Below are 20,008 nucleotides of genomic sequence, written 5' to 3'. Positions count from 1 at the left end.
GCTTTTGCGGGTGAAGCGGCTACTCATCATCGGCATCGGCGCGGGCGACCCTGACCACCTGACCCTGCAGGGGGTCAAGGCGATCGCCGCCGCGGACGTGTTCTTCCTGCTGGACAAGGGCGAGGTCAAACACGACCTGACCGGGCTGAGGCACGACCTGATCGAGGCGCACGGCCGCCCGCCGTACCGGGTGGTGGAGGCCCGCGACCCCGACCGCGACCGCACCACGCCCGCCTACGCCGACGCCGTGCGCGACTGGCGCTCGCGCCGGGCGCGGGTGTACGAGGCGCTGGTGCGCGAGGAGCTGGCGGACGGCCAGACCGGCGCCTTCCTGGTGTGGGGCGACCCGGGCGTGTACGACAGCACGCTCGCCATCCTGGAGGAGGTCGCCGAGCTCCTCACCTTCGAGTACGAGGTGATCCCCGGCATCAGCAGCGTCTCGGCGCTGACCGCCCGGCACGCCACCAGCCTCACCCGGGTGGCGCGGCCCGTGCACATCACCACGGGCCGCCGCCTGGCGGAGGAGGGCGCCACCGCCGACGACGTGCTCGTCATGCTCGACGCCCACTGCTCGTTCGCCGGCGTCGGCGACGACTTCCACATCTACTGGGGCGCCTACCTCGGCACGCCCGACGAGATCCTGGTCTCCGGCCCGGTGGCCGAGGTCGGCGACCGGATCCGCGAGCTGCGCGCCGAGGCCCGCGCCCGCAAGGGCTGGATCATGGACACCTACCTGCTGCGCCGCACCCCCGCCGCAGGCTGAGGCGCCCGGCGAGGGCGGATCTCGCGCGGCGGGCGTCGCGCCGGAGTTCAGCCGAGGCGGCGATAGGGGATTCGCCTGCCCCGCTGGTCGACCAGTACGAGGACTTCGTCCGGCGCCGCCCCGGAAATGGTGTAGGAGTATTCGCTGTCCGCCGCGCGCTCGGGACGGTTCACATAGTCCTCCTCCGGAAAGTCGGGGTCGCGGCGGCTGGTGCTCGATCGGAACGGGGTGAGCCCTATCCGCCCGCCGGTGACGGTGTACTCGCCCGCCTGGTAGGACTCGAAGAGCATGGAGCCGGAGCGCCGTTCCTGACGCAGCGCGCCCGTCGACTCGTACGTCCCGTCGGGATGGAAGGTGAACTCCAGCAGCGCGTCGCCCGGATTCCGGCTGACCCACGTGCCGACCAGGTCACCCGGGCGCCTGGCCTCGTCGAGCCGGCTGAGGAAGGTCTCCCCGCGCCTCGCCGGCTGGGCCCTCGCCGCCTCGACCACGTGCGCGATGTCCGCCTGGAGATGGGCTCGCCTGAGGGAGAGCGCGTTGAGACGCGTCAGCCCGGCCACGTTGAGCGGGAGCTCCTCCGGGCGCGGCATGACGGCCCGGTCGGTCAGAACCGGGATCACCGGCACCCTCTCCGAAAGCGCGGTCGCGATCTCCACGCGGACGACGTCCCGCCGGTCGTCGATCCGCCGGCTCCCGTCCCCGCCCGTGCCGCCCGCCCAGTCCGGGCCCATGACGGCCAGCACGACGTCGCAGGCCCTGATGGCATGGGTGAGGGACTTGAGCCAGTCGCGCCCGGCCGGGATGGAGACGACGTCCCGGTAGACGTTCTCCCGCCCGAAGGCCCGGCTGAGGGCGTGATCCAGCCCGTCCACCAGGTCGCCGGCGTCACGGCGCCGGTAGCTGACGAAGACCCGTGTCACAGCGGACCTTCCTTCCCGGAAGGCGTCTCCCCTCGACTATCCGCCCCCGCCGCCGAGGCGGCAACCCGCCCCCGGCCTCTCCCGGGCGGCGCCGGAGAACGAGGCGCCCGGCGCCGCCGTGCTGTTCGCGGAGTCCTATCCGGCTTCCCGGGCGGGCTGTAACCGGCTGTCGCGCAGGCGGCGGCGGTAGCTCGCCGGCGGGAGCCCGTAGGTCCGGCGGAAGAGGCGGTTGAAGTGCGCGTCGCTGGCGAAGCCCAGCCGGGCCGCGATGGCGTTGATCGGGACGTCCTCCATCAGGGAGTCGGCCAGTGCGTGACGGCACCGTTCGAGCCGCCGATGCTGTACCCAGCCGCTGACGGTGTGCCCTTCCTGGTGGAAGAGCCGTTGCATCTGGCGGAGCGAGATGTGGTGGGCGGCGGCGATGTCGGCCGGCGTCAGGCTCAGGTCGTCAAGGCGCCTCTCGATGAACTCCTGGATGCGAAGGACGAGCACCCTTCCGGGATCCGCCGTGAACGAGGCCGGATCGATCTCCAGTTCGTGTGCGAGCAGGGCCGTGACGAGGTCGATGACCACGACGGAGAGCCGATCGCGGTCGGTCGGCGACAGGCGGTCGGCCTGCGACAGCAGGTGGTGGAGCAGGTTGCCGAACACCGCGGCGACGCCGCCACGTCCCGGGATTCGCCTGGCCAGCATCGGTTTAACCGCGGCCGCCGAGATCCTCAGCACGTCGTGGGGGATGTGCACGATCACGCCGTCGGCCATGTTCCCGCGTGAGCCGTTCCAGGCGCTGAGAGCATCGGGCGAGCTCCAGGCGTTGAACGGCCGCGAGGTGTCGTAGAGCACCAGATCGGTGGGCGCCAGCAGTGCCTCACCGTCTCCCTGCCGTATCCCCGATCGGCCGCGGACGGTGACGGAGAGCTGGTAGGCCTCCGGGTCGGAGCCGCGGATGTGCCTGGCGGTCCTGTTCGCCGTGAAGTCGACGCATCTCACCCTCGACAGGTGCACCGCGCCGAGGTCGACCGAACGCATCTCGGCCCAGAAGTCGGTCGCGTGCCGGCTGGAGGCGTCCACCGAGACCACCGACTTGGCGACCAGCTCCCACCAGTAGCCGAACCGGTGCCTGACCGGCACATCGTCGAGTCGCACCACACATTCGCCCATCAGCCATCTCCCCGTAGACGCAAGGCTCCCCGAAGACGCCGGTTCCTCCCGTGCCGCCGGCTCTCCCCTCAGAGGCCGGCCGCGGATACAGGCGTCCGTTCATCAGTGCTCTGGCCGCGCCCACGCGGTGCAGACGGCCATGTGCCGCATATCGCCCAAGTCGTGCTCATGGTCGACGGTGACAACGTCGAGTGCAAGAGGTTTGACTTCGGCGGCAAACATCCTGATGACGGTGCGTGCACCACCCGTCCGGCGCGGACGGTCGGCCGGACGGCACGGCGCGTCACGCCGGACGGCGGCCGGCCCCGGGGCGCCGACGACGTCGCGGACGCGCGCGGCGGAGGTTAGCGTGGAGCGTGCGGGGATCGCGCGGGCCGGGTGCTCGGTGTGGCGTCGGCCTGGTGCTGGTCAGGGACGTCGTCGTCGAGCAGCTCGCGAAGGAAAGGCATGAGCCACCGTTCCAAAGGCACCCTGAGGATCGTCTTCACCGCCGAGGACCTCGTGCTCACCCGCACGGCGACGCGCACCGATCTCATGTGGGAGATGATCGGCAGCCTGCACCGGCTCCAGACGCGTGACGGCGACAGGGCGATGGCCGCGTGGCGGTGTCAGGCCCACGCCCGGCTGAGCGAACGCGGCCTGCTGCCCTCCGTGCGTTCCCTCCTGCTTCCCCTCGCTCCCCGAGGGCCGTACTTCCCCGACTTCCTCACCCCGATCGAGGCGCAGCTGGGAGACGAGCCCGGCATCCAGGCTTTCCAGGACACTCCGCGGACCCGCGTCCGGGAGGAGGTGGACCTCCTGCGCCGCGCCACCGGCCTTCCCTCCGCCGACCTGGAGGACCTCGCACGCGGCGACCAGCAGACCATGAGGCGGCTCGGGGACGTCGTGGCCGGCTACTGCCGGGCCGTCGTCACCCCCCACCTGCCCGACGCCGACCACGCGCTGACCGAGGAACGCGCCTTCATGCTGCGTCACCTCGTCACCGGCGGCCCCGAGCAGGTCCTCGCCAACCTCGGGCCCGCGATGCGCTGGCGACCTCCCGTTCTGGAGGTGGACTACCCGCCCGGCCTCGACCGCGAGATCCACCTCAGAGGCCGGGGCCTGACGCTGATCCCGTCCTACTTCTGCCGGATGAACCCGATCGCCCTGGTGGACCCGCGACTTCCCCCCGTGCTCGCCTACCCCGTCCCGCGCCGCCCCGCCCTTGGCACCCCCGCGAGCGACCCGCTGGTGGCGCTGCTTGGCCAGACCCGGGCCGAGATCCTGCGCTGCATCGCCCTGACCTCAGGCTGCAGCACCAGCGAACTGGCCCGCGACGCCGGGGTCTCCCTGTCCAGCGCCAGCAGACACGCCCACGTCCTGCGCCAGGCCAAGCTCATAGCCAGCGTCAGACACGCCAACCTCATGCTCCACCACACCACCGAACTCGGCACCCGCCTCCTCCACACCCGCCAGACCCTCGGGCAGACCCCACAGGGCTTCTGAGCCCGCCCGCTGACGGCTCCGTCGCCGACGGCGCGACGCCGAACGTGCTCCCGTCCGCTCATCTCCGGTGGGGGCTCACACCTGCCACGGTCAGGGTGAGCAGCCGGTTCGCCTCGGCGGCGGGGTCGGGGTGGTGTTCCGTGGCCAGGGCGATGCCGGTGATCAGGTTGAGCAGGTCGGTGATGGTGACGCCCGGGGTGAGGGCGCCGGCGTCGGCGGCGCGGCGGACCAGGGGGGCGCCCGCCTCGGTGAGCCGCGCCGTGCTGCAGTGCTCGTGCGCAACGCCGGGGTCGGCCTGGTCGCGGGTCAGGGCGATGGCCAGGCCCCGGATGGTCGCGGCGTCCGCGGTGACGGCACTCAGCCACTCCAGCAGGGCGGCCCGGGTGTCGGCCCGGGCGGTCAGGTCGCGGGCATGGGCGCACAGGGTCTCGACCCGTTCGCGGAAGACCGCCTCCAGCAGGGCGTGACGGGTGGGGAAGTGCCGGCGCACGGTGGCGGATCCGACTCCCGCCGTGCGGGCGATCTGCTCCAGGGACGCGTCGGCGCCCTGCGCGGCGATCGCCTCCGCGGCCACGGCGAGCAGGCGCGCGTAGTTGCGCCGGGCGTCCGCACGCTGGACGGGCATGTCGTCACCTCACATTTGCTAAGTGGCGGGGCCCGCCGTATCTTACCGGAACAGGAAACGGCGGGCCCCGCCGTTTCTTGCCCGCCCATCGGAGGAGAAGCCTCATGTCCACCGATCCCGCACCCGTCCTCGTCACCGGTGCCACCGGACAGCAGGGTGGCGCCACCGCCCGCGCCCTGCTCGCGACCGGCGTGCCCGTCCGGGCGCTGGTCCGCGATCCCTCCACCGACCGGGCGAAGGCGGTCAAGGCGCTCGGCGCCGAACTGGTCACCGGCGACCTGCGCGACCGCGACTCCGTCATCAGGGCCGCCGAGGGAGCCCGAGCCGTCTTCTCGGTGCAGATGCCCGCGCTGAGGGAAGGCGCCTTCGACTTCGACGGCGAGCTGGCCCAGGCCGTCAACCTGATCGAGGGGGCGCTGGCCGCGGGCGTGCCGCAGTTCGTGCACACGTCCGTCTCCGGCGCGGGGCAGCACACCGAGGCCCCCGGCTGGGCCGAAGGCCGCTGGGCATCGCTGGGGCCCAGCCTCGGCGCCAAGGCCGCCGCCCAGGACCGTGTGCGTGAGGCCGGCTTCACGCACTGGACGATCATCAAGCCGGGCTTCTTCATGGAGAACTTCCTGCCGTCCGTGGCATACCTGCTTCCCCGCGGGGTCGAGGGCGGCCTGGTGACGGTGCTGAAGCCCGACACCCGGCTCTCCCTCGCCGCGGTCGACGACATCGGCGCGGCGGCCGCCGCGGCCTTCGCCGCCCCTGAGCGGTTCCACAAGGTCGAACTGGAGCTGGCGAGCGATTATCTGACGATGGCGGACATCGCCGGGGTTCTCTCCCGCGCGCTGGGCACCGAGCTGGCCGCGCCCGACATGACCATGGAGGAGGCGGTCGCCGCGGGGATGCCGGGGCCGGGCGTGGCCTCACACGAGTTCGTCAAGGTGGTCGGGCAACCCGCCCGCCCCGAGTACGCGCGGGCCTTCGGGATCCCGCTCACGACCTTCGAGCAGTGGGCGCGCGAACATCTGCGGCCCGCGGCCTGACACACCGGTGTTCCCCGGCGCCGTGGCGATGGCTGTCCGTCGAGGTGGACGACCGGCGTGCCGGTTGAGCCCCGTCGAGAGTCGCCGCGGGCCGGGCATCGTTAAGTCAAGGCTCCGAGCTGCGAAAACGTGTCGCTAGCGTTCGATTCCAACCAGATGGTCCCAGCAATCCCTCTTGACGCACAGGCCATTTGTAAAGCTATGATTTACAAGTGCAAGAGACGTTGACAGAGGCGCTGCGGGCCTTGAAGGCGCGCATGGAGGCGTTCCTCGCCTCACGGGTCCTGACGAGAAGCGACGACTGGGCCGACTCGATCGGGCGCGCCGTGAGCATGCAGGCGGCCGCCGATGACGTCGTGCGTGCCGTCGTGCAGCAGGCGCGCCAGAACGGCGCCACGTGGCAGGTCATCGGTGATGCGCTCGGCGTGAGCCGGCAAGCGGCGTTTCAGCGCTACGGCAAGCCGACCGATCCGAGAACAGGAGAACCCATGAACACCACGCCCCTGCCCGGCGTCGCCGAACTGGCCGCCTCGGTGATCGAGGACCTCGCGTCCGGGCGATGGTCGCGTGTCACCGAGCGGTTCGATCCGAGCATGCGCGATGGCCTGTCGGAGGACGCGCTCGCGGCCGCGTGGGCGCAGATCGTCGGCCTGTCGGGAGCTTTCGAGGGGCATGGAGAGCCTGAGGTCGCCCGGGCCGGCGACGTGACGATCACGAACACGCCGCTTGCGTTGGAGGCGGGCGACTACACGGCGCGGATCGCGTTCCGCGACGACCGCACCATCGCCGGTCTGCACATCCTCGAAAGGCAGACGTCGTGACCATCGAAGCTCCGGTCGGATCGAAGGCGGCCGCGCCCCGAGGCGGCCCCCGCATGAGCAGTCGCGATCTGCGATCCATCGGTGTGTTCACCACCCTGGCGTTCGCGCTCGCCTGGCTCCTCGCGCTCCCGCTCTGGTTCGGTGACGGACTCGCCGGCCCCTGGTTCACCCTCGTGGCCGCCGCCACGATGACGACCCCCGCGATCGCCGCCCTCGTCGTCGTGTTCTTCGTCGAGCGGCCGCAGCGGAAGACGCGGACGCTCGGACTGTGGCCGTTGCGACCGGTCCGGAGCCTGCTCGGCTACGCGGCGCTGGGGATCATCGTGTCCATCGCGCTCGTCCTGGTGGCGCTTCCGGTCGGCGCGCTGCTGGGGGTCTACCCGGCCGATTTCGTGAACTTCTCCGCGTACCAGCGGGTCCTCGACGAGCAAACGGGCGCGGCGGGAGTGGCCGAGATCCCGATGCCGATCGGCGCGCTCGTCGTCATCCAGCTCGCCGCGCTCCCCTTGGCGGCGTTCATCAACCTCATCCCGGCGCTGGGGGAGGAACTCGGGTGGCGAGGGTGGCTGCTGCCGAGACTGATGCCGCTCGGTACACTCCCAGCCCTCCTGATCTCGGGCGTGATCTGGGGCCTTTGGCACGCTCCGCTCATTCTCCTGGGGTACAACTACCCGGATGCGCCGGGCTGGCTCGGCGTGACCGCGATGGTCGGCATGTGCATCCTGGTCGGCGCGGTCTTCGGCTGGCTGCGGCTCCGATCGGGGTCCGTGTGGCCCGTGGCCCTCGCGCATGCCGCGTTCAACGGGGCGGGCGGGACCTACCTCCTCTTCGCCAAGGCCGGCGAGCACGTCGACACCACGCAGGCGACGATCCTCGGCTGGAGCGGGTGGATCGCGCCGCTCGCGCTCGTCGTGATCCTGATCGCCACGGGACAGTTCGCTTCCGCGAAGCACCCACGACCGTGGAGCTCGTCTCACTGAGACCACGGGCTGACCAGGAAACCCTCGGCCCCCTTGTCGCGGGGCGGCCGTGACCATGACCTGCCGGTCGACGGCATCGACGCGGGATCAGCTCGGCGTGCGCGGCCGGGAGGCCGGCGTAGGTGTGCCGGTAGCGGCCGTAGCGAGGCAGGTCGAGCGGGTTGAGCACGGCGCGGACCCGGCGGGGCGTGGACGGGGACCGTAACCGTCCGGCGATGATGAGGCTTTCCACGTCCACGGCAGCGCCCTGTAAGCCCCGACGATCCCGACGGCCAGGAAGGACACCACACCCGGAACCATGGAATATCGCCCACTCGACGCGAAAGCCGGGCTAAACGGTTGACCCGCCGCTGGAAACGCCACTCGGTCGAGTCGCTACACGACCCGACCGCCTCACGAAGGTTCGAGGTGAATGGCATTGGTATCTGGTGGTCTCGGCTTCTGGATGCAACGATGCGAATATGGAGTATCTGGACGCGGTAGAACACGAACTGAATTCCGTTTCGCCCGGAATGCGAGGAAAACTGTGGGAGCGCACTTCTGGGAATGCGCTCGACACGACTGGAGGCGGGAGCGCATCCTGGATACTGCAGGTTCCCGGCGTTTGGGGCTGGGCCTCCCCGACGGACATTCCGAAGGGTGAGGAAAAGCCCGGCGTCAAGGCCCTGCTCGTCAAGATCCAGAACAATATCGCCAAGGCGAAGAGAACCGTCGACATCAGCGGTTTCGGGCCGCCGGACGTGATAGGTTCTCCGGCCGGGCCGTTCCCGGACGGCAACTTCTTCGACGCCATGTGCACCGGCCTCAAGCTCGCGGCCGTCGGCGCCGCCAAGGACCGCACTCGGCTGACCGTGCGGGTTCTGACCGGCGTGGTGGGGGTGGATGTGACGGCCGGTCCGCTGGGATTTCGTCGTGCGCTGATAGAGAAGGTCGGCCCGGCCGCCGCGGAAGTGATCGACTTCAGGGTCGCGTCGATGACGACCCGCGGCATGTCATCGTACAACCACACCAAATTGGTCATCGTCGACGGCGAGTCGGTCATCCACGGCGGCGTCAACTGGATGACGAACTACTACATCGAGACCGGGCCCTTCTTCAGCAGGGGGTTCGGGGACTCGGCTCCGGTGACCGACCTCGACATAGCCCTGCGCGGCCCGGTGGCCGCCTCAGCCGGCAGGTTCCTGGACGAGTTATGGAAATGGGTGCACAACGCCCCGGGTAGCCAGGCCTGGGTCGCGGTCGGCGCGTCCGACAAGCCCAAGGACTGGGCCTTGTACAAAAACCTCACGCCGGCCGACGCCGGGAACCTGGAAGTCATCTCCGTCGGCAGCCTCGGCTACGGAATCCAGGTCCGCGATGAGACCTCCCGTTACGTGCCGTCGCCCGTCGTGCGGATAGAGCAGGCCGCGACCGGCTCGAACAACGAGACCAACACCGACCGCGACTTCATGACGGTCAATCCCGACGCCAACGCCCTGCGGGCATTGGTCGCCCACGCCAAGGCGAAGATCGTACTGTCCCAGCAGGACATCAACGGATTCACGGGCTCCCCATTGGGGCACGCCTTGTTCGACGTCAGGTTCCTCGACGTCCTCGCCGCGAAGATGTCCTCCGGCGTCAAGGTCCGCATCGTCATCAGCAATCCCGGGCGGCCGGACTACTCCAACATCGGCAGCCTTGACGTGGCCTACAAGTCGCTTTTCGATCGCGTCCGGCTCACCACCACCTACGACGCGCAGGCGCATCAGATACTGAGAAGAAACCTGCAACTGGCACCGTTCCGCGCGTCGAATCAGCAGACCTGGCCGGACGGCTACAAGTACCGCCTGCACACCAAACTGGTCTGCGTGGACGACACCGCGTTCTACGTCGGTTCCAGGAACGTCTATCCCGACACGACCCAGGATCACGGATTCTTCATCGAGAACACCGCGGCGGCCGCGCAACTCAATACGGAGTTCCTCGACAAGCAATGGTTCTACTCCAAGAACGCCGCGATCTGCGACTACCAATGGTGAGCCGCCACCCGTCAAGGCTCGCACCGTCACGCAAGCACGCCGGAGCGGCGGTACGCTTCCGCGATCGATCCGACCCTCAACCCCCGAGATGACTCACGCTCCAGGAGCGGCCACCGGGTGAGCATCAGGGAAGACCGGCCGTAGACGGCCACCGTCAGCCGTGGACGGTCGGACGAGACGAGAGAGCCCCTGGCGGCATGGCTGCCGGCCAGGGGCTCTATCTCGTGATCAGGGTCGTAGGGCGGGTGGGACTTGAACCCACGACCTACGGATTATGAGTCCGCTGCTCTGACCGGCTGAGCTACCGCCCCGCAAAACTGAGACTTGACCTGCGTCTATCCCGAGTCTCTAGGAGCAAGACCCCTGTGCACACCCAGGCGAAAGCATAGTATTCGCCTCGTGACCCCCCGGCGCAAGACTAAGGATAGATCACCGGAGTTGCGAACTTTGCTCGACTCCTGGGATCTGGCACTCACCGCGGCCAACCGCTCCAAAGGGACGATCACCTCGTACCTCCTCACGGGCCGCCAGTTCTGTGACTACCTCGACGAGCATGACATGCCCAACACCGTCGAGGGAGTCCAGGCCGAGCATCTACGCAGCTATCTCAGCGTCAAATTGAACGGGTGCTGGATCCCCGGCGCCGAACCGGACGACGAACCGGAGCCCTGCGGCTGCTCCATCGCCCAGTCCAGCCCTGGGGACACCGCCAAGCACTTCCGCAACCTCCGGGTGATGTTCCGCTGGTTGGTGGCCGAAGGCGAACGCCACAGCGCCAACCCCATGGCCAACGTAGATCAACCTAAGGTCCCCGACCACCCCACTGAGACGTTCGACGACGAAGATCTGATCAAGCTGTTCAAAGCTGCCTCGGGCACGTCGTTCGTCGACCGGCGGGACACAGCCCTGCTCCGCCTTCTCGTCGACACCGGTATGCGCCTGGACTCGTTGGCCGGCTTGCGCTACTCGGCCGACCAGGACGCCAGCGACGTCCTGCTGTCACGCAAGCTGCTGCGGATCCGCAAGAAGGGGGGCGACACGATGTTCGTACCCGTCGGTAACAAAGCGGCCCGGGACTTGGATCGTTACATTCGAGCCCGGGCCCGCCATCCATTGGCCGAAAGCGGGTGGCTGTGGCTTGGCCCTAAGGGGCAGTTGAAGAACTCCGGCATACACCAGATGTTGAAGCGCCGTGGCAAGCAAGCCGGCGTGGCCAATGTGCACGCGCATCGGTTCCGCCATGATTTTGCACACAAATGGTTGGAATCGGGGGGAAACGAGGGTGATCTCATGAGAATCGCCGGTTGGGCGTCATGGGAGATGATCCGCCGGTATGGGCGCTCCGCCGCTGATCGTCGCGCATGGCAGGCGCATGCCCGGTTGTCGCCTGGTGACCGTATCTAGCTGGAAGTCCACCGGGGACACTGTCCCGAGGGTTACGGATGGCTTACCTAAGCTTGCGGGGCGTAACCGGCATACGGAGCTAAAGGGGCAAGTGGTTAAGGGTTCAATTACCCCGTGTGATGCTGCACGTGCAGGGAGCAGTGCCTATTAAGCCTCAATCAAAAGTATGAATTTGCACCGTTCCATTGCCAGCCCACTTCGTTTACAGTAGCCGGACTGCCGCGAACGCCTGGGAACGCATTCACCGCAGTAGCCGCGCCGCCCGCGGCTGATGGAGGGGAACGATGACCGCACGACGCATCCGTGTGGCGCTGGGGGGCGCCACTGGCCTGCTCTGGGCCGGCACGATCGGAGCCGCCATGACAGATCTTCACTTGAAGATGTACCTCGTTGTCTGGCTGGCCACGCTGTTGGTCAGTCTGTGGACCCTCGTGCTCTGGTTCACCCGAGGAGATCACGGAGCCTTGGCGAGCAGGCGTACCCAGATCGAGACGGCCCGCCTCAAGGCTGCCCTGATCGAGGAGTCGGAAGGACGGCGGATGCGTAGCCATCCCTTCACGGACCGCATCAACGGCGTCGCCTGAGGTGGGGGATCACTGTCCTCCGAGGTAGGTCTCCACGATTTCCTGACGGGTCTTGTCGGCGGACTTTTGCACCGCTTCCCGATCCCGCTTGGACAGCAGCGGAGACGAAACGATCTCCTTGATCGCAGCATCGAACTCGGCGAGCGCCCTGCTCTGGGATGCAGGGCGCTCGCCAATTTTCAGCTCGCTTTCAGTGGCCAGACCAGCGTTCAGCAGCAGCTCGCCCAGCGTGTAGCCAAAGTGGGCCGCCAAGCTCCGGAGCTGGTCGACGGTAAGCAGATCAATGTTCAGCCCACGCCGGTTCGCCTCGCTGGTGAACCATGCGGGACTTTTCGCTCCGACCGGCGCCTCTGTGGCTGTCTCGGTCGCCGGCTGCGCGTCGGTAATCAGCGCGGGGAACCTTGCCTGGGTCCGGAAGCCGCCCGGGGGCGTCTGGTTGATCAAGTCCTGCAACTGATCGGCAGCGTCATGGCGTCCTGCGTCCCGCAGCTCTTCAGCAGTGAGGCCGACTGCCCTTGACATGTGGGCGAGCGTGTCGGCCGGCGCGACGACTACGCGAGGGGGCTGTCCGCGGCCTTGCGATTGGTAGCCACGCTCGACGTGTCCCCAATTCTCGGGACTCATCGCCGCGCGTGCGGCTGCTACGGCGATTGAGATCTTCGGTCGGACCCTCTCGCGGGCCCGGCGAATGAGGGCGCCCTCGGGCGTTGATGGCAGGTCTCGCGGCATGGGACCTGCACTCCTCTCTGGATCTCTCTAGAGCTATATGACCAGCATAGTGAGCGGATCCGCCGAAGATTACAAGCCTTGACAACACGCGTTGCATAGAACTACACAGTCTGACATCCAAAAATTCTTGTAGAACTGTGTAGTGATCAGTAGTGTGGTGTCTGTGACCACGAAATCCCCGAGGCGGAAGCGCCGCAGCCGCGCGCGACCCAAGTACGCCGACGCCGCTGCGGTACGCCGCAAGCGCGTGGAGGCAGGGTTCTCGCAAGCGCAGCTCGCAGAGAAGGCGGGCGTCACTCAGCCGCACATCTCAGCGATCGAGCGCGGCGCCGCAAGTCCGAGTGTGGACCTTCTCCACTCCCTCGCCCACGCACTCGACTGCACCGTGCAGGAGATCATGTACAGGGCGACCGAGTAATGGCCACGCCCTCTGAGCGCAGCATCATCGCGAGCATCGCCGCCCACACCCGGTGGTCCCACGAGGACAACCGGGCCGGAGCGACTGCCAAAGCCCGCAACAACTCCCCGGCGTCGCTGGAGTACTGGAAGCGCAAGGTCGACCCCAACGGCAAGCTCGCCCCCGGCGTTCGGCTCAAGCTCGCGGAGAACGCCAAAGCGGCGTACTACCAGAAGGCTGCGCTTCGCATGCGTCAGGCTAAGGCCGCCAAGCGGGCAGGTGCGGCGTGAGCGACATCGAATCCCGTCTCGGTGAGGACGAAGCACGACTGCTCACCGAGCAGATCAAGGCGGCGACGGAGCAGCTCTACTCGCTCCTGTTGCGCGCCCATGAGGGGCAAGCGTGGAGCGCCCTGGGTTACGACTCCTGGCGCGACTACGCGATGACCGAGTTCGGGATGTCCCAGTCCCGCGCTTACCAACTCCTCGACCACGGGCGAGTTGTTCGAGCGCTGGAAACCGTTCCGGAGAAGGCGGACCTCGATTCCACAATTGTGGAAGTAGATCAACTTCCCGGACCGGTTAGGGTGCCGACCGAGTCTCAGGCCCGTGAGCTTGCCCCTCTTCTCGACAAGCCGGAGAAGCTTCGCGAGACCTGGAACCATGCCGTTCAGGGCGCCGGCGGAAAGCCCACGGCGGCTGCCGTGCGGCAGGCCCGCGAAGTCGTGGCCCCCAAGCCGACCCCCTTGCGCACAGCTCCTCCAGTGACCCCGACGCCTGAAGTGGTCGAAGTGGTCGACGCCGAGATCGTCGAGGACGACCCGGCGACTCCGAGCGATGACCAGCTTCTCGACGCCATCGAGAAGCGTCAGCCCGGTGCGCGAGCCGAGGTCAACCGCACCCGGGTACGGGCTCGTTGGTCCCGCTCGATCGCGGCGGTCGCGGACCTGCCCCTCCAGGACGCAGAGGAAGTCGCGGCAGCACTCACCGAGGCCGAGTTGCAGGTCGCTACAGCCATGGTTCGTGACGTCACTGAGTGGCTGGAAGCGGTTCGCGCCGCGCGCCGTCCGGGGTTGCGGGTCATTGGGGGCGGTGCTCGATGAGCGAGGAACTGAAGCAGGGCATCGCCGAGATGGTGCTCGGACTGCACCCCGGAGCGGACAAAGCCATCTGGGGTGCCGAGTTCATCAAGCTGGCCGCCGAGCATGACGACCCCGAGATCAACGCGTGGATCGACTCGCGTCTTGAAGCCGCGCTCGGCTCCTACGTCAACACCGTGAGGACTCGACGGGAGGCTCAGCGCCGAAACGAGCGTCTCATCGCTCGGGGCGTTTCCGTCACCTCGGGGCGACTCATCAGCCCGAGCATGTCAGTCCGTAGATCGGACGGAGCTCGACAGGGCGTGCTCTGGGTCGAAGCGACGCCGGCTCAGTTCGTCGAGGCCGTGTTCCGTGAGGCGGCGGTTGTCGATGGTCGCGCTGAGAGCAACGCGATTCGCATGCAGCTCGCCGCGTTGCTCAAGTCGGACAAGCAGTTGATGAAGCTTCCGACCTTGGCGGATGTGTGCGCGGAGCTGCGGCTTGATCCGGACACTCTCGCGCTCGACACGCTCCCTGAAGCCATCTGAAGTCCTGAACGTTCGATGGCCCGAGCCGACTGCACCGGCCGGGCCATCTCAACCCACCACACACCAGATCCAAAGCAGGAAGGAAGTGGCGGCTGATGGCCACCACATTAGACGAGAACCAGACCCGCCCCGAAACCCCGACGTCGGTCTCCGAGGCCGCAGCGATGTGCCGGGGCTGGGGTGACGTCGCCGCGTTCCTGGCGGTGAACCCGAAGGTCGCCGAGCGGGCCGCTCTCGATACCGGGTCGCACCGCATGTTGGCCTACCTGGGCGAGCCCGTTGACGCGGTCGAGTTCATGGTGACCGCGGCCAGGGCGTGCGTGGACGCGGGCGGGGTGGTCAGGCAGTGCCGGACCAAGGACTTCGGTGGTGTGGACCTGTTCTTCGGTCCGGTGCACGTGCATGTGTACACCGAGATCGACCGGGTGTTCGCCCAGCGGGTGACCGGGATGGTTGAGCAGGTCGAGTACACGTTGGTGTTCGACCTGCCCGTGAACGCCGAGACCCCGGCGGTGGCCCGATGAGCGACCGCTACCAGGGCATCGCAGAGCGGTTCGCCCGCGAGACCGCTGAGCACACGATGACGGTCCGCCACGACGACGGCCTGTATCGGCACCTGAGGTTCCAGAAGCCGGGCAGCGGCTCTTACTGGTTTGACCTGATCACGGTGCCTCACGCGCTGATCTTCCGGGGCGACGGTGAGAGCTTCGTCTTCGACCGCCTCGACGACATGTTCGCCTTCTTCCGGGGGCCGGTCGGCCACATCAGCCCCTCCTACTGGGCGGAGAAGCTGACCTCCCACAGGGATGCGACCCGAACGTACTCGAAGGACGTCTTCGATCAGCAGGTCGCGGCCGATCTCGCGGACGTCGAGAAGGACTATCCGGGCGTGACGAAGGCGTGGGACGAGCACGTCAACGGCGTACTCGCTGAGTACAACACTGAGTACGAGGATGGCGCCCGCGCAGCTCTGAACGACTTCGAGTATCTCCCCGAAGAGGTGGCTGGGGAGCCGTTCCGATTTCAGGACACCTGGGAGTGGGAGCTTCAGGACTTCCACTGGTGGTTCCTGTGGGCGCTCCACGGGATCGTCTGGGGCATCGCCCAGTACGACGCCGCCAAGCAGGCCGTCGAGACCCCGGCGGGGGTGGCGCAGTGAGCGTCCGCGAGACCTACCTCCAGATGCAGCTCGGGAATGGGCCCGCCCGGGTTCGTGACCGCCAGGGCCGTAAGGGCACCGCGTACAGGACCACGACCCTTCGGGGTGAGCTGGTGGTGTACGTCCAGGTGGACGACGGGCCTTTGACTGCTGTGCTGGCCAGGGACATCACTGTTCTCTCCGCTGAGCGGAGGGCTGCGTGATGGCCACATCAGACCGAGGCGTCGCGTACCTCGTCACCTTCGAGGGGCAGCAGATCGACACCGCCGCCCGCGAGGACGTCGCCCGCGCGCACGCCGAAGAGCTGGCCGAGGCCGACGGCGGGCCCGGTGATGGCCAGCGCTGGGAGTGGGTGCGCGTCGGTGACGGTGACTCGTCCACGGTGGCGCTGCACGCGGTGGCCGTAGACGGGTTCCGTGAGGCCACCGGGTACGCGGTCCACAAGGTGGAGCAGGCCGGGGGCGTCGCATGAGCACCCACGAAGCTCAGCCGCCGGTCTACGTCGTGCGCTGCGACAGCCCGGACTGCGGCGCTGTCTTCACCCCCTCAAGCGAGTTCGGGCGGAGACATGCCCACTCCGCCCGCGTCGCGGCCCGCGACGCGGGATGGGACGTTCCCCCGAACCGAGGTAAGGGCTCCCGCTCACCGATCGACTACTGCCCCGAGCACGCCGGAGGCCCCAGGTGACCGCCCAGCAGCTCGCCCCCGCAGCCATGGGCCCCTTCGACCAGTCGCTTCCCGCGGAAGACCACATCCGCAGCATGCCGACCCTAGAACTCGTAGGCCTGTACCGGGATGCCCGGCTCGTCGTGGACTGTGGTGACGTCCTGGACCCGTGGGTGACCGTCGCCCTGAACGCGGCCCGTGAGTTGCGGTTCCGGGCCGCCCGGGAGTGGCTGCACGCCCGGTGGTGCCTGATGCCGGACGTGTGCCCGCTCGACGGGTGGCACTTGACCCAGCACAACGACGCGGCGTGGGACATCGTCGCCGCGTACGAGGCCAGCACGCCTGGCCTTCTCAGCGTGGCGGCGTGCCGGGGGGCGTGGCCCGACAGCCCAGCTACGGCGCGTGAAGCAGCGTACATGGCGGCCTGCCCGGCGTTCCTCGCCCTGGTGGCCCGCCTGGTCGAGGTCGTCCCCTCGGAGGTGACGGCGTGACAAGCAACAGCAATGAGTCCGTCAACGGCGCTCTCTGGGCTGGAGTTCTCGCAGTCATCAAGGAACTGCCGCAGGAGACGCCAGGCACCAGTCGAACCGCTGGCGAGTTCACGAAGGACGGTGCCACCACCCACGTGACCTCGGTCTACACGGTGTCGCAGCCAGACGGCGGCAGCAAGGCTTACGCCATCACTGTGACCGTCTCCGAGGGCCGCGAGGATCACGACGACTACTGGGGGCCGGGCGGGTTCAGAGACCGGGACGATCCAACCCGGCGGGTCGTCATCGATGGGGAGCACTACCTCATCGGCGATGGCACTGGTCCGTCCCGAGGTTTCGGAGGCCGCCGGTTCGACGTCGAGTTCTTCGACGGTCGGACGGTGGCAACCCGGGATCTATGGCATCAGGGCGTCATTCCTCCGAAGTGGCGAGACCGCTACCCGGACAACGCCCGCTTCGTGAAGCCCGAGCAGGCCGCGGAGGTGACGGCGTGAAGACCGTCGAGAACCTCCTCAACGCAGCAATCCCGGTGCTGGAGCGGCATGGCCGGTGCCGTGGCCACTACGAGTTGGTCGACGGGTCCGTAGATGTGTGCGGCGCGCTGGCCGTCGCCGTGGGTTTGGAACCGGACACGTGGGTCGGGCTGTGGCGCGCCACCCCGGAGGAGATCACCCCTGTCGACCGGGTCCTCATCGAGGCGGCCCGCACGGTTGGTCGGGTGGTGGCTCCGCTGGCCGAAGTCGACGCGCTGAGCGTCCGGGAGCTGGTCGGGCTGCTGGGGGACTGGTCAGACCGCGCCAGCGACGCCGAGGTGTTCGACGCGCTCACCAAAGCCGCGCACGTCGCACAGCACACCGGAGAGGACGTGGACCGGTGACCACACAGATCGACATGGACGCCCTCGGCGTGACCCTCGCGGAGATCCGCGCCTACGTGGAGAACGGCGAGTTCGACTACCTGAGGCATCGCGATCAGTTCATCATCGCCGGTACCGCCCACGACCAGGTCGTCCCGGAAGGGGTGAGCAATCCGTACTGGGAGATCGTCCGGTTGCTGCCCTCGATCGACGACAGGTGGATGGGCGACGGGATCACCCCGACCGGCTACTACGCCGGGTTGAGCGTCGGCCGTACGAAGCTGGTCTCCACCTACTCGTGGTCGATCCCGACGCCCGGCGACATCACATGGATCGCCGGGGTCCTGAACGGTCGCGCTGTCGTTGAAGTGGGCGCGGGTTCGGGGTACTGGGCTTGGCAACTCGCCCAGGCCGGTGTCGACGTGGTCGCTTACGAGCCGAACGACGTCACCGACAACACGTTCGTCGAGATCACCGAGCCGTATTACCCGTTGCTGCGCGATGACGCGTCGGCTGCTGGCAAGCACCCCGACAGGGCGCTGCTGCTGTCATGGCCTAGCTACAGCGACCCGTGGGCATCTCACGCGCTCTCCGCCTACGAAGGCGACCTGCTGCTGTACGTCGGGGAGGGCGAGAGCGGCTGCTGTGCCGATGACGCGTTCTTCGAGCTGCTGGACGCTGAGTGGACGGAGATCGGGCGGAGTCCGCATCACGTCACCTGGTGGGGGATCCACTGCCGACTCATCGCCTACGAGCGGACCGCCAACCGTCGCGAGGAGCCCGCGGGCGGTGAGGCGCTGTGACCGCCTTCGAGGACCTCCACCGTGGCAACAAGGTTCGCCTGTACGAGCTGGACGGGGAGACCGTGCTCCCCCCGGTGTGGCTGATGCTCGAAGACGCCCGCCCCTGTGAGCCGGGCCGGTGCTGCGAGGCGTGGGCGCAGGTCGACGGCGCACTTCGCCCGCAGAAGCTTCACGCCTGCTGCACCGCCGAGGTCGTCCTCCTCCCCAAGGCTCCCGCGCCGGCCGAGTTCCCCGCCCCACAGGGTGACGCGGTAGCGGTGACCGGCGCGGGCCCAACGCAGGTGGGCGCCCTGTGAGCGGCGTACAGGCAGCGGTGTCCATCGGCGCGGCCATCTTGTTCAGCGTGGCCGTCATCGCCCTAGCGATGTGGCTCGGCCGGCCGCAGCAGCCCGTCGCCGACCCGGTAGAGCAGCGGCGCCGCGACCTCGCAGCGAAGGTCCAGCCCGAGGCCGACCGCGAACGGGACCGGCGCGACCGGGCCGACGACGACGTGAACGACCAAGGAGACGACCACTAGTGAAAGCACGGTTGGTCCTGCCTCCCGGCATGGACCGGACACCCGAGTGGCACACGGCCCGTCTCGTAGGCGTAACAGCCTCCGAGGTCGCGGCGCTGCTCGGGCTGTCGCCGTACGAGTCGCCGTACTCCCTGTACTGGCGGAAGCTCGGCGCTCTGCCGCAGATCCGGGACAACGACTCCATGTCGCTCGGGCGGACGTTGGAGCCGTGGGTGGCTGACCGGTTCGCCGAAGCGCACCCGCACTTCCACGTGCGGGACGCGGGGCTGTGGCAGTCCACTGAGCGGCCCTACCAGCTCGCGACCCCGGACCGATTGGTACACGAGTCGCCCAACTCTGTGGCCCCCGTCGCGGTGTGGGAAGGCAAGACGTCCGCCACTTACGAGGGGTGGGGCGAGGCGGGCACTGACGAGATCCCGGTGCACTACCGGGCTCAGGTGCTGTGGCAGCTCGACACCCTCGGCCTGACCGAAGGCTACGTGTCGTGCCTGTTCCTGCACTCCAAGCAGGTCCGTCACTACCTGGTCACCTACGACGAGCGGGACGTGAAGCTCCTACGGGACGCGGCCACGAACTTCGTCGACCGCCTGAACCGCAAAGACGCGCCGCCGATCGACGACGCCGCGGCCACGGCCCGCGCGCTTCAGTCCCTATGGCCGGCCGTCGACCAGGACGACGAACCCGAGGTCGAAGTACCCGAATCCCTGGCGGACCACTACGAGCGGGCGCGGCGTGATCTCGCGGATGCCGAGAGCCGTAGGGACGCGTGCGAGAACCAGTTGAGAGAGATCCTCGGCGACGGCAAACGAGCCGTCGCCGGGGACCGCAAGGTGTGCTCCCGCTCGGTTTTCCCCCGCAAGGACATCGACCGTGAGCGGCTGAAGCGCGACTACCCCGACGTGTACGCGGCGTGCCTTGTCGAGTCGACCGTGGACCGGCTCAACCCCGCGCGTCTTTCGAAGGAGCCTTGAT

The 20,008-nt window shown here is 68.2% G+C and carries 25 protein-coding genes and 1 tRNA gene; 21 read left to right on the top strand and 5 right to left on the bottom strand.

Going from position 1 to position 20,008, the window contains the following annotated elements:
- Positions 1-10: 10 nt before the first annotated feature.
- Complete coding sequence (gene cobF / locus PYR91_RS05530; protein WP_279777906.1) at positions 11-763, top strand: precorrin-6A synthase (deacetylating); 753 nt, start codon at positions 11-13, stop codon at positions 761-763.
- 47 nt (positions 764-810) lie between these two features.
- On the opposite strand, the gene PYR91_RS05525 is transcribed toward cobF, so the two are convergent.
- Together PYR91_RS05525 and PYR91_RS05520 are read right to left on the bottom strand one after the other, a co-directional pair.
- A complete protein-coding gene (locus PYR91_RS05525) occupies positions 811-1,683 on the bottom strand; it encodes a toll/interleukin-1 receptor domain-containing protein (protein ID WP_279777905.1) in 873 nt (290 codons plus the stop codon).
- A 135-nt stretch (positions 1,684-1,818) separates the two neighbouring features.
- Positions 1,819-2,844, bottom strand: coding sequence for a helix-turn-helix domain-containing protein (locus tag PYR91_RS05520; RefSeq protein ID WP_279777904.1), 1,026 nt, complete (start codon positions 2,842-2,844; stop codon positions 1,819-1,821).
- A 447-nt stretch (positions 2,845-3,291) separates the two neighbouring features.
- Here PYR91_RS05520 and PYR91_RS05515 point away from each other — a divergent pair, with 447 nt between their 5' ends.
- Positions 3,292-4,329, top strand: a complete 1,038-nt coding sequence (locus tag PYR91_RS05515) for a helix-turn-helix domain-containing protein (RefSeq protein WP_279777902.1) — start codon at positions 3,292-3,294, stop codon at positions 4,327-4,329.
- A 58-nt stretch (positions 4,330-4,387) separates the two neighbouring features.
- Here PYR91_RS05515 and PYR91_RS05510 read toward each other — a convergent pair whose 3' ends face one another.
- The gene (locus PYR91_RS05510) at positions 4,388-4,954 is read right to left on the bottom strand and encodes a TetR/AcrR family transcriptional regulator (protein ID WP_279777900.1); all 567 of its coding nucleotides are present in this window, start codon (positions 4,952-4,954) and stop codon (positions 4,388-4,390) included.
- 104 nt (positions 4,955-5,058) lie between these two features.
- Between PYR91_RS05510 and PYR91_RS05505 the strand changes: the two genes are divergently transcribed.
- The 4 genes from PYR91_RS05505 to PYR91_RS05490 all read left to right on the top strand — a co-directional run bounded on the left by PYR91_RS05505 (position 5,059) and on the right by PYR91_RS05490 (position 9,804).
- Positions 5,059-5,985, top strand: a complete 927-nt coding sequence (locus tag PYR91_RS05505; protein ID WP_279777899.1) for an NmrA family NAD(P)-binding protein — start codon at positions 5,059-5,061, stop codon at positions 5,983-5,985.
- Positions 5,986-6,242: 257 nt separating this feature from the next.
- Positions 6,243-6,806 carry a DUF3887 domain-containing protein gene (locus PYR91_RS05500; RefSeq protein WP_279778031.1) on the top strand — a complete coding sequence of 188 codons (564 nt, stop codon included), beginning with the start codon at positions 6,243-6,245 and terminating at the stop codon, positions 6,804-6,806.
- A gap of 53 nt (positions 6,807-6,859) precedes the next feature.
- Positions 6,860-7,786: a CPBP family intramembrane metalloprotease gene (locus PYR91_RS05495; protein ID WP_279778029.1), complete on the top strand. Its 927-nt coding sequence runs from the start codon at positions 6,860-6,862 to the stop codon at positions 7,784-7,786.
- 461 nt (positions 7,787-8,247) lie between these two features.
- Positions 8,248-9,804: a phospholipase D-like domain-containing protein gene (locus PYR91_RS05490; RefSeq protein ID WP_279777897.1), complete on the top strand. Its 1,557-nt coding sequence runs from the start codon at positions 8,248-8,250 to the stop codon at positions 9,802-9,804.
- Between the two features lie 237 nt (positions 9,805-10,041).
- Here PYR91_RS05490 and PYR91_RS05485 read toward each other — a convergent pair.
- A tRNA-Ile gene (locus PYR91_RS05485) sits at positions 10,042-10,115 on the bottom strand.
- An 88-nt stretch (positions 10,116-10,203) separates the two neighbouring features.
- Between PYR91_RS05485 and PYR91_RS05480 the strand changes: the two genes are divergently transcribed.
- Both PYR91_RS05480 and PYR91_RS05475 read left to right on the top strand, forming a co-directional pair.
- Complete coding sequence (locus PYR91_RS05480; protein WP_279777896.1) at positions 10,204-11,208, top strand: tyrosine-type recombinase/integrase; 1,005 nt, start codon at positions 10,204-10,206, stop codon at positions 11,206-11,208.
- A 284-nt stretch (positions 11,209-11,492) separates the two neighbouring features.
- Positions 11,493-11,792, top strand: a complete 300-nt coding sequence (locus tag PYR91_RS05475; RefSeq protein WP_279777895.1) for a hypothetical protein — start codon at positions 11,493-11,495, stop codon at positions 11,790-11,792.
- A gap of 9 nt (positions 11,793-11,801) precedes the next feature.
- Here PYR91_RS05475 and PYR91_RS05470 read toward each other — a convergent pair whose 3' ends face one another.
- The gene (locus PYR91_RS05470) at positions 11,802-12,314 is read right to left on the bottom strand and encodes a hypothetical protein (protein ID WP_279777894.1); all 513 of its coding nucleotides are present in this window, start codon (positions 12,312-12,314) and stop codon (positions 11,802-11,804) included.
- 624 nt (positions 12,315-12,938) lie between these two features.
- On the opposite strand from PYR91_RS05470, the gene PYR91_RS05465 reads away from it, so the two are divergent.
- The 13 genes from PYR91_RS05465 to PYR91_RS05405 all read left to right on the top strand — a co-directional run bounded on the left by PYR91_RS05465 (position 12,939) and on the right by PYR91_RS05405 (position 20,007).
- Entirely contained in the window at positions 12,939-13,208 is a 270-nt protein-coding gene (locus PYR91_RS05465) for a hypothetical protein (protein ID WP_279777891.1), read from the top strand.
- A complete protein-coding gene (locus PYR91_RS05460) occupies positions 13,205-14,020 on the top strand; it encodes a hypothetical protein (protein WP_279777889.1) in 816 nt (271 codons plus the stop codon). Before PYR91_RS05465 ends, PYR91_RS05460 begins: the two co-directional genes overlap by 4 nt.
- Positions 14,017-14,544: a hypothetical protein gene (locus PYR91_RS05455; RefSeq protein WP_279777888.1), complete on the top strand. Its 528-nt coding sequence runs from the start codon at positions 14,017-14,019 to the stop codon at positions 14,542-14,544. The genes PYR91_RS05460 and PYR91_RS05455 overlap by 4 nt, the downstream gene beginning before the upstream one ends.
- A gap of 95 nt (positions 14,545-14,639) precedes the next feature.
- Positions 14,640-15,068: a hypothetical protein gene (locus PYR91_RS05450; protein WP_279777887.1), complete on the top strand. Its 429-nt coding sequence runs from the start codon at positions 14,640-14,642 to the stop codon at positions 15,066-15,068.
- Entirely contained in the window at positions 15,065-15,703 is a 639-nt protein-coding gene (locus tag PYR91_RS05445) for a hypothetical protein (protein WP_279777885.1), read from the top strand. Before PYR91_RS05450 ends, PYR91_RS05445 begins: the two co-directional genes overlap by 4 nt.
- Before the next feature lie 202 nt (positions 15,704-15,905).
- Positions 15,906-16,175 carry a hypothetical protein gene (locus tag PYR91_RS05440; RefSeq protein WP_279777884.1) on the top strand — a complete coding sequence of 90 codons (270 nt, stop codon included), beginning with the start codon at positions 15,906-15,908 and terminating at the stop codon, positions 16,173-16,175.
- Between the two features lie 211 nt (positions 16,176-16,386).
- Entirely contained in the window at positions 16,387-16,860 is a 474-nt protein-coding gene (locus tag PYR91_RS05435) for a hypothetical protein (protein WP_279777883.1), read from the top strand.
- Complete coding sequence (locus tag PYR91_RS05430; protein WP_279777882.1) at positions 16,857-17,354, top strand: hypothetical protein; 498 nt, start codon at positions 16,857-16,859, stop codon at positions 17,352-17,354. The genes PYR91_RS05435 and PYR91_RS05430 overlap by 4 nt, the downstream gene beginning before the upstream one ends.
- On the top strand, positions 17,351-17,737 hold the full coding sequence (locus PYR91_RS05425) for a hypothetical protein (RefSeq protein WP_279777881.1): 387 nt from the start codon (positions 17,351-17,353) through the stop codon (positions 17,735-17,737). Before PYR91_RS05430 ends, PYR91_RS05425 begins: the two co-directional genes overlap by 4 nt.
- A complete protein-coding gene (locus PYR91_RS05420; protein WP_279777880.1) occupies positions 17,734-18,519 on the top strand; it encodes a hypothetical protein in 786 nt (261 codons plus the stop codon). Before PYR91_RS05425 ends, PYR91_RS05420 begins: the two co-directional genes overlap by 4 nt.
- The gene (locus PYR91_RS05415) at positions 18,516-18,815 is read left to right on the top strand and encodes a hypothetical protein (RefSeq protein ID WP_279777879.1); all 300 of its coding nucleotides are present in this window, start codon (positions 18,516-18,518) and stop codon (positions 18,813-18,815) included. Before PYR91_RS05420 ends, PYR91_RS05415 begins: the two co-directional genes overlap by 4 nt.
- Positions 18,812-19,036, top strand: coding sequence for a hypothetical protein (locus tag PYR91_RS05410; RefSeq protein WP_279777878.1), 225 nt, complete (start codon positions 18,812-18,814; stop codon positions 19,034-19,036). The genes PYR91_RS05415 and PYR91_RS05410 overlap by 4 nt, the downstream gene beginning before the upstream one ends.
- The gene (locus PYR91_RS05405; RefSeq protein ID WP_279777877.1) at positions 19,036-20,007 is read left to right on the top strand and encodes a lambda-exonuclease family protein; all 972 of its coding nucleotides are present in this window, start codon (positions 19,036-19,038) and stop codon (positions 20,005-20,007) included. Before PYR91_RS05410 ends, PYR91_RS05405 begins: the two co-directional genes overlap by 1 nt.
- The last annotated feature ends 1 nt before the right edge of the window (position 20,008 follow it).

Origin of the sequence: Sphaerisporangium sp. TRM90804 (assembly GCF_029846175.1) — a bacterium.
GTDB lineage: Bacteria > Actinomycetota > Actinomycetes > Streptosporangiales > Streptosporangiaceae > Sphaerisporangium.
This window is presented reverse-complemented; position numbering and strand designations above follow the sequence as displayed.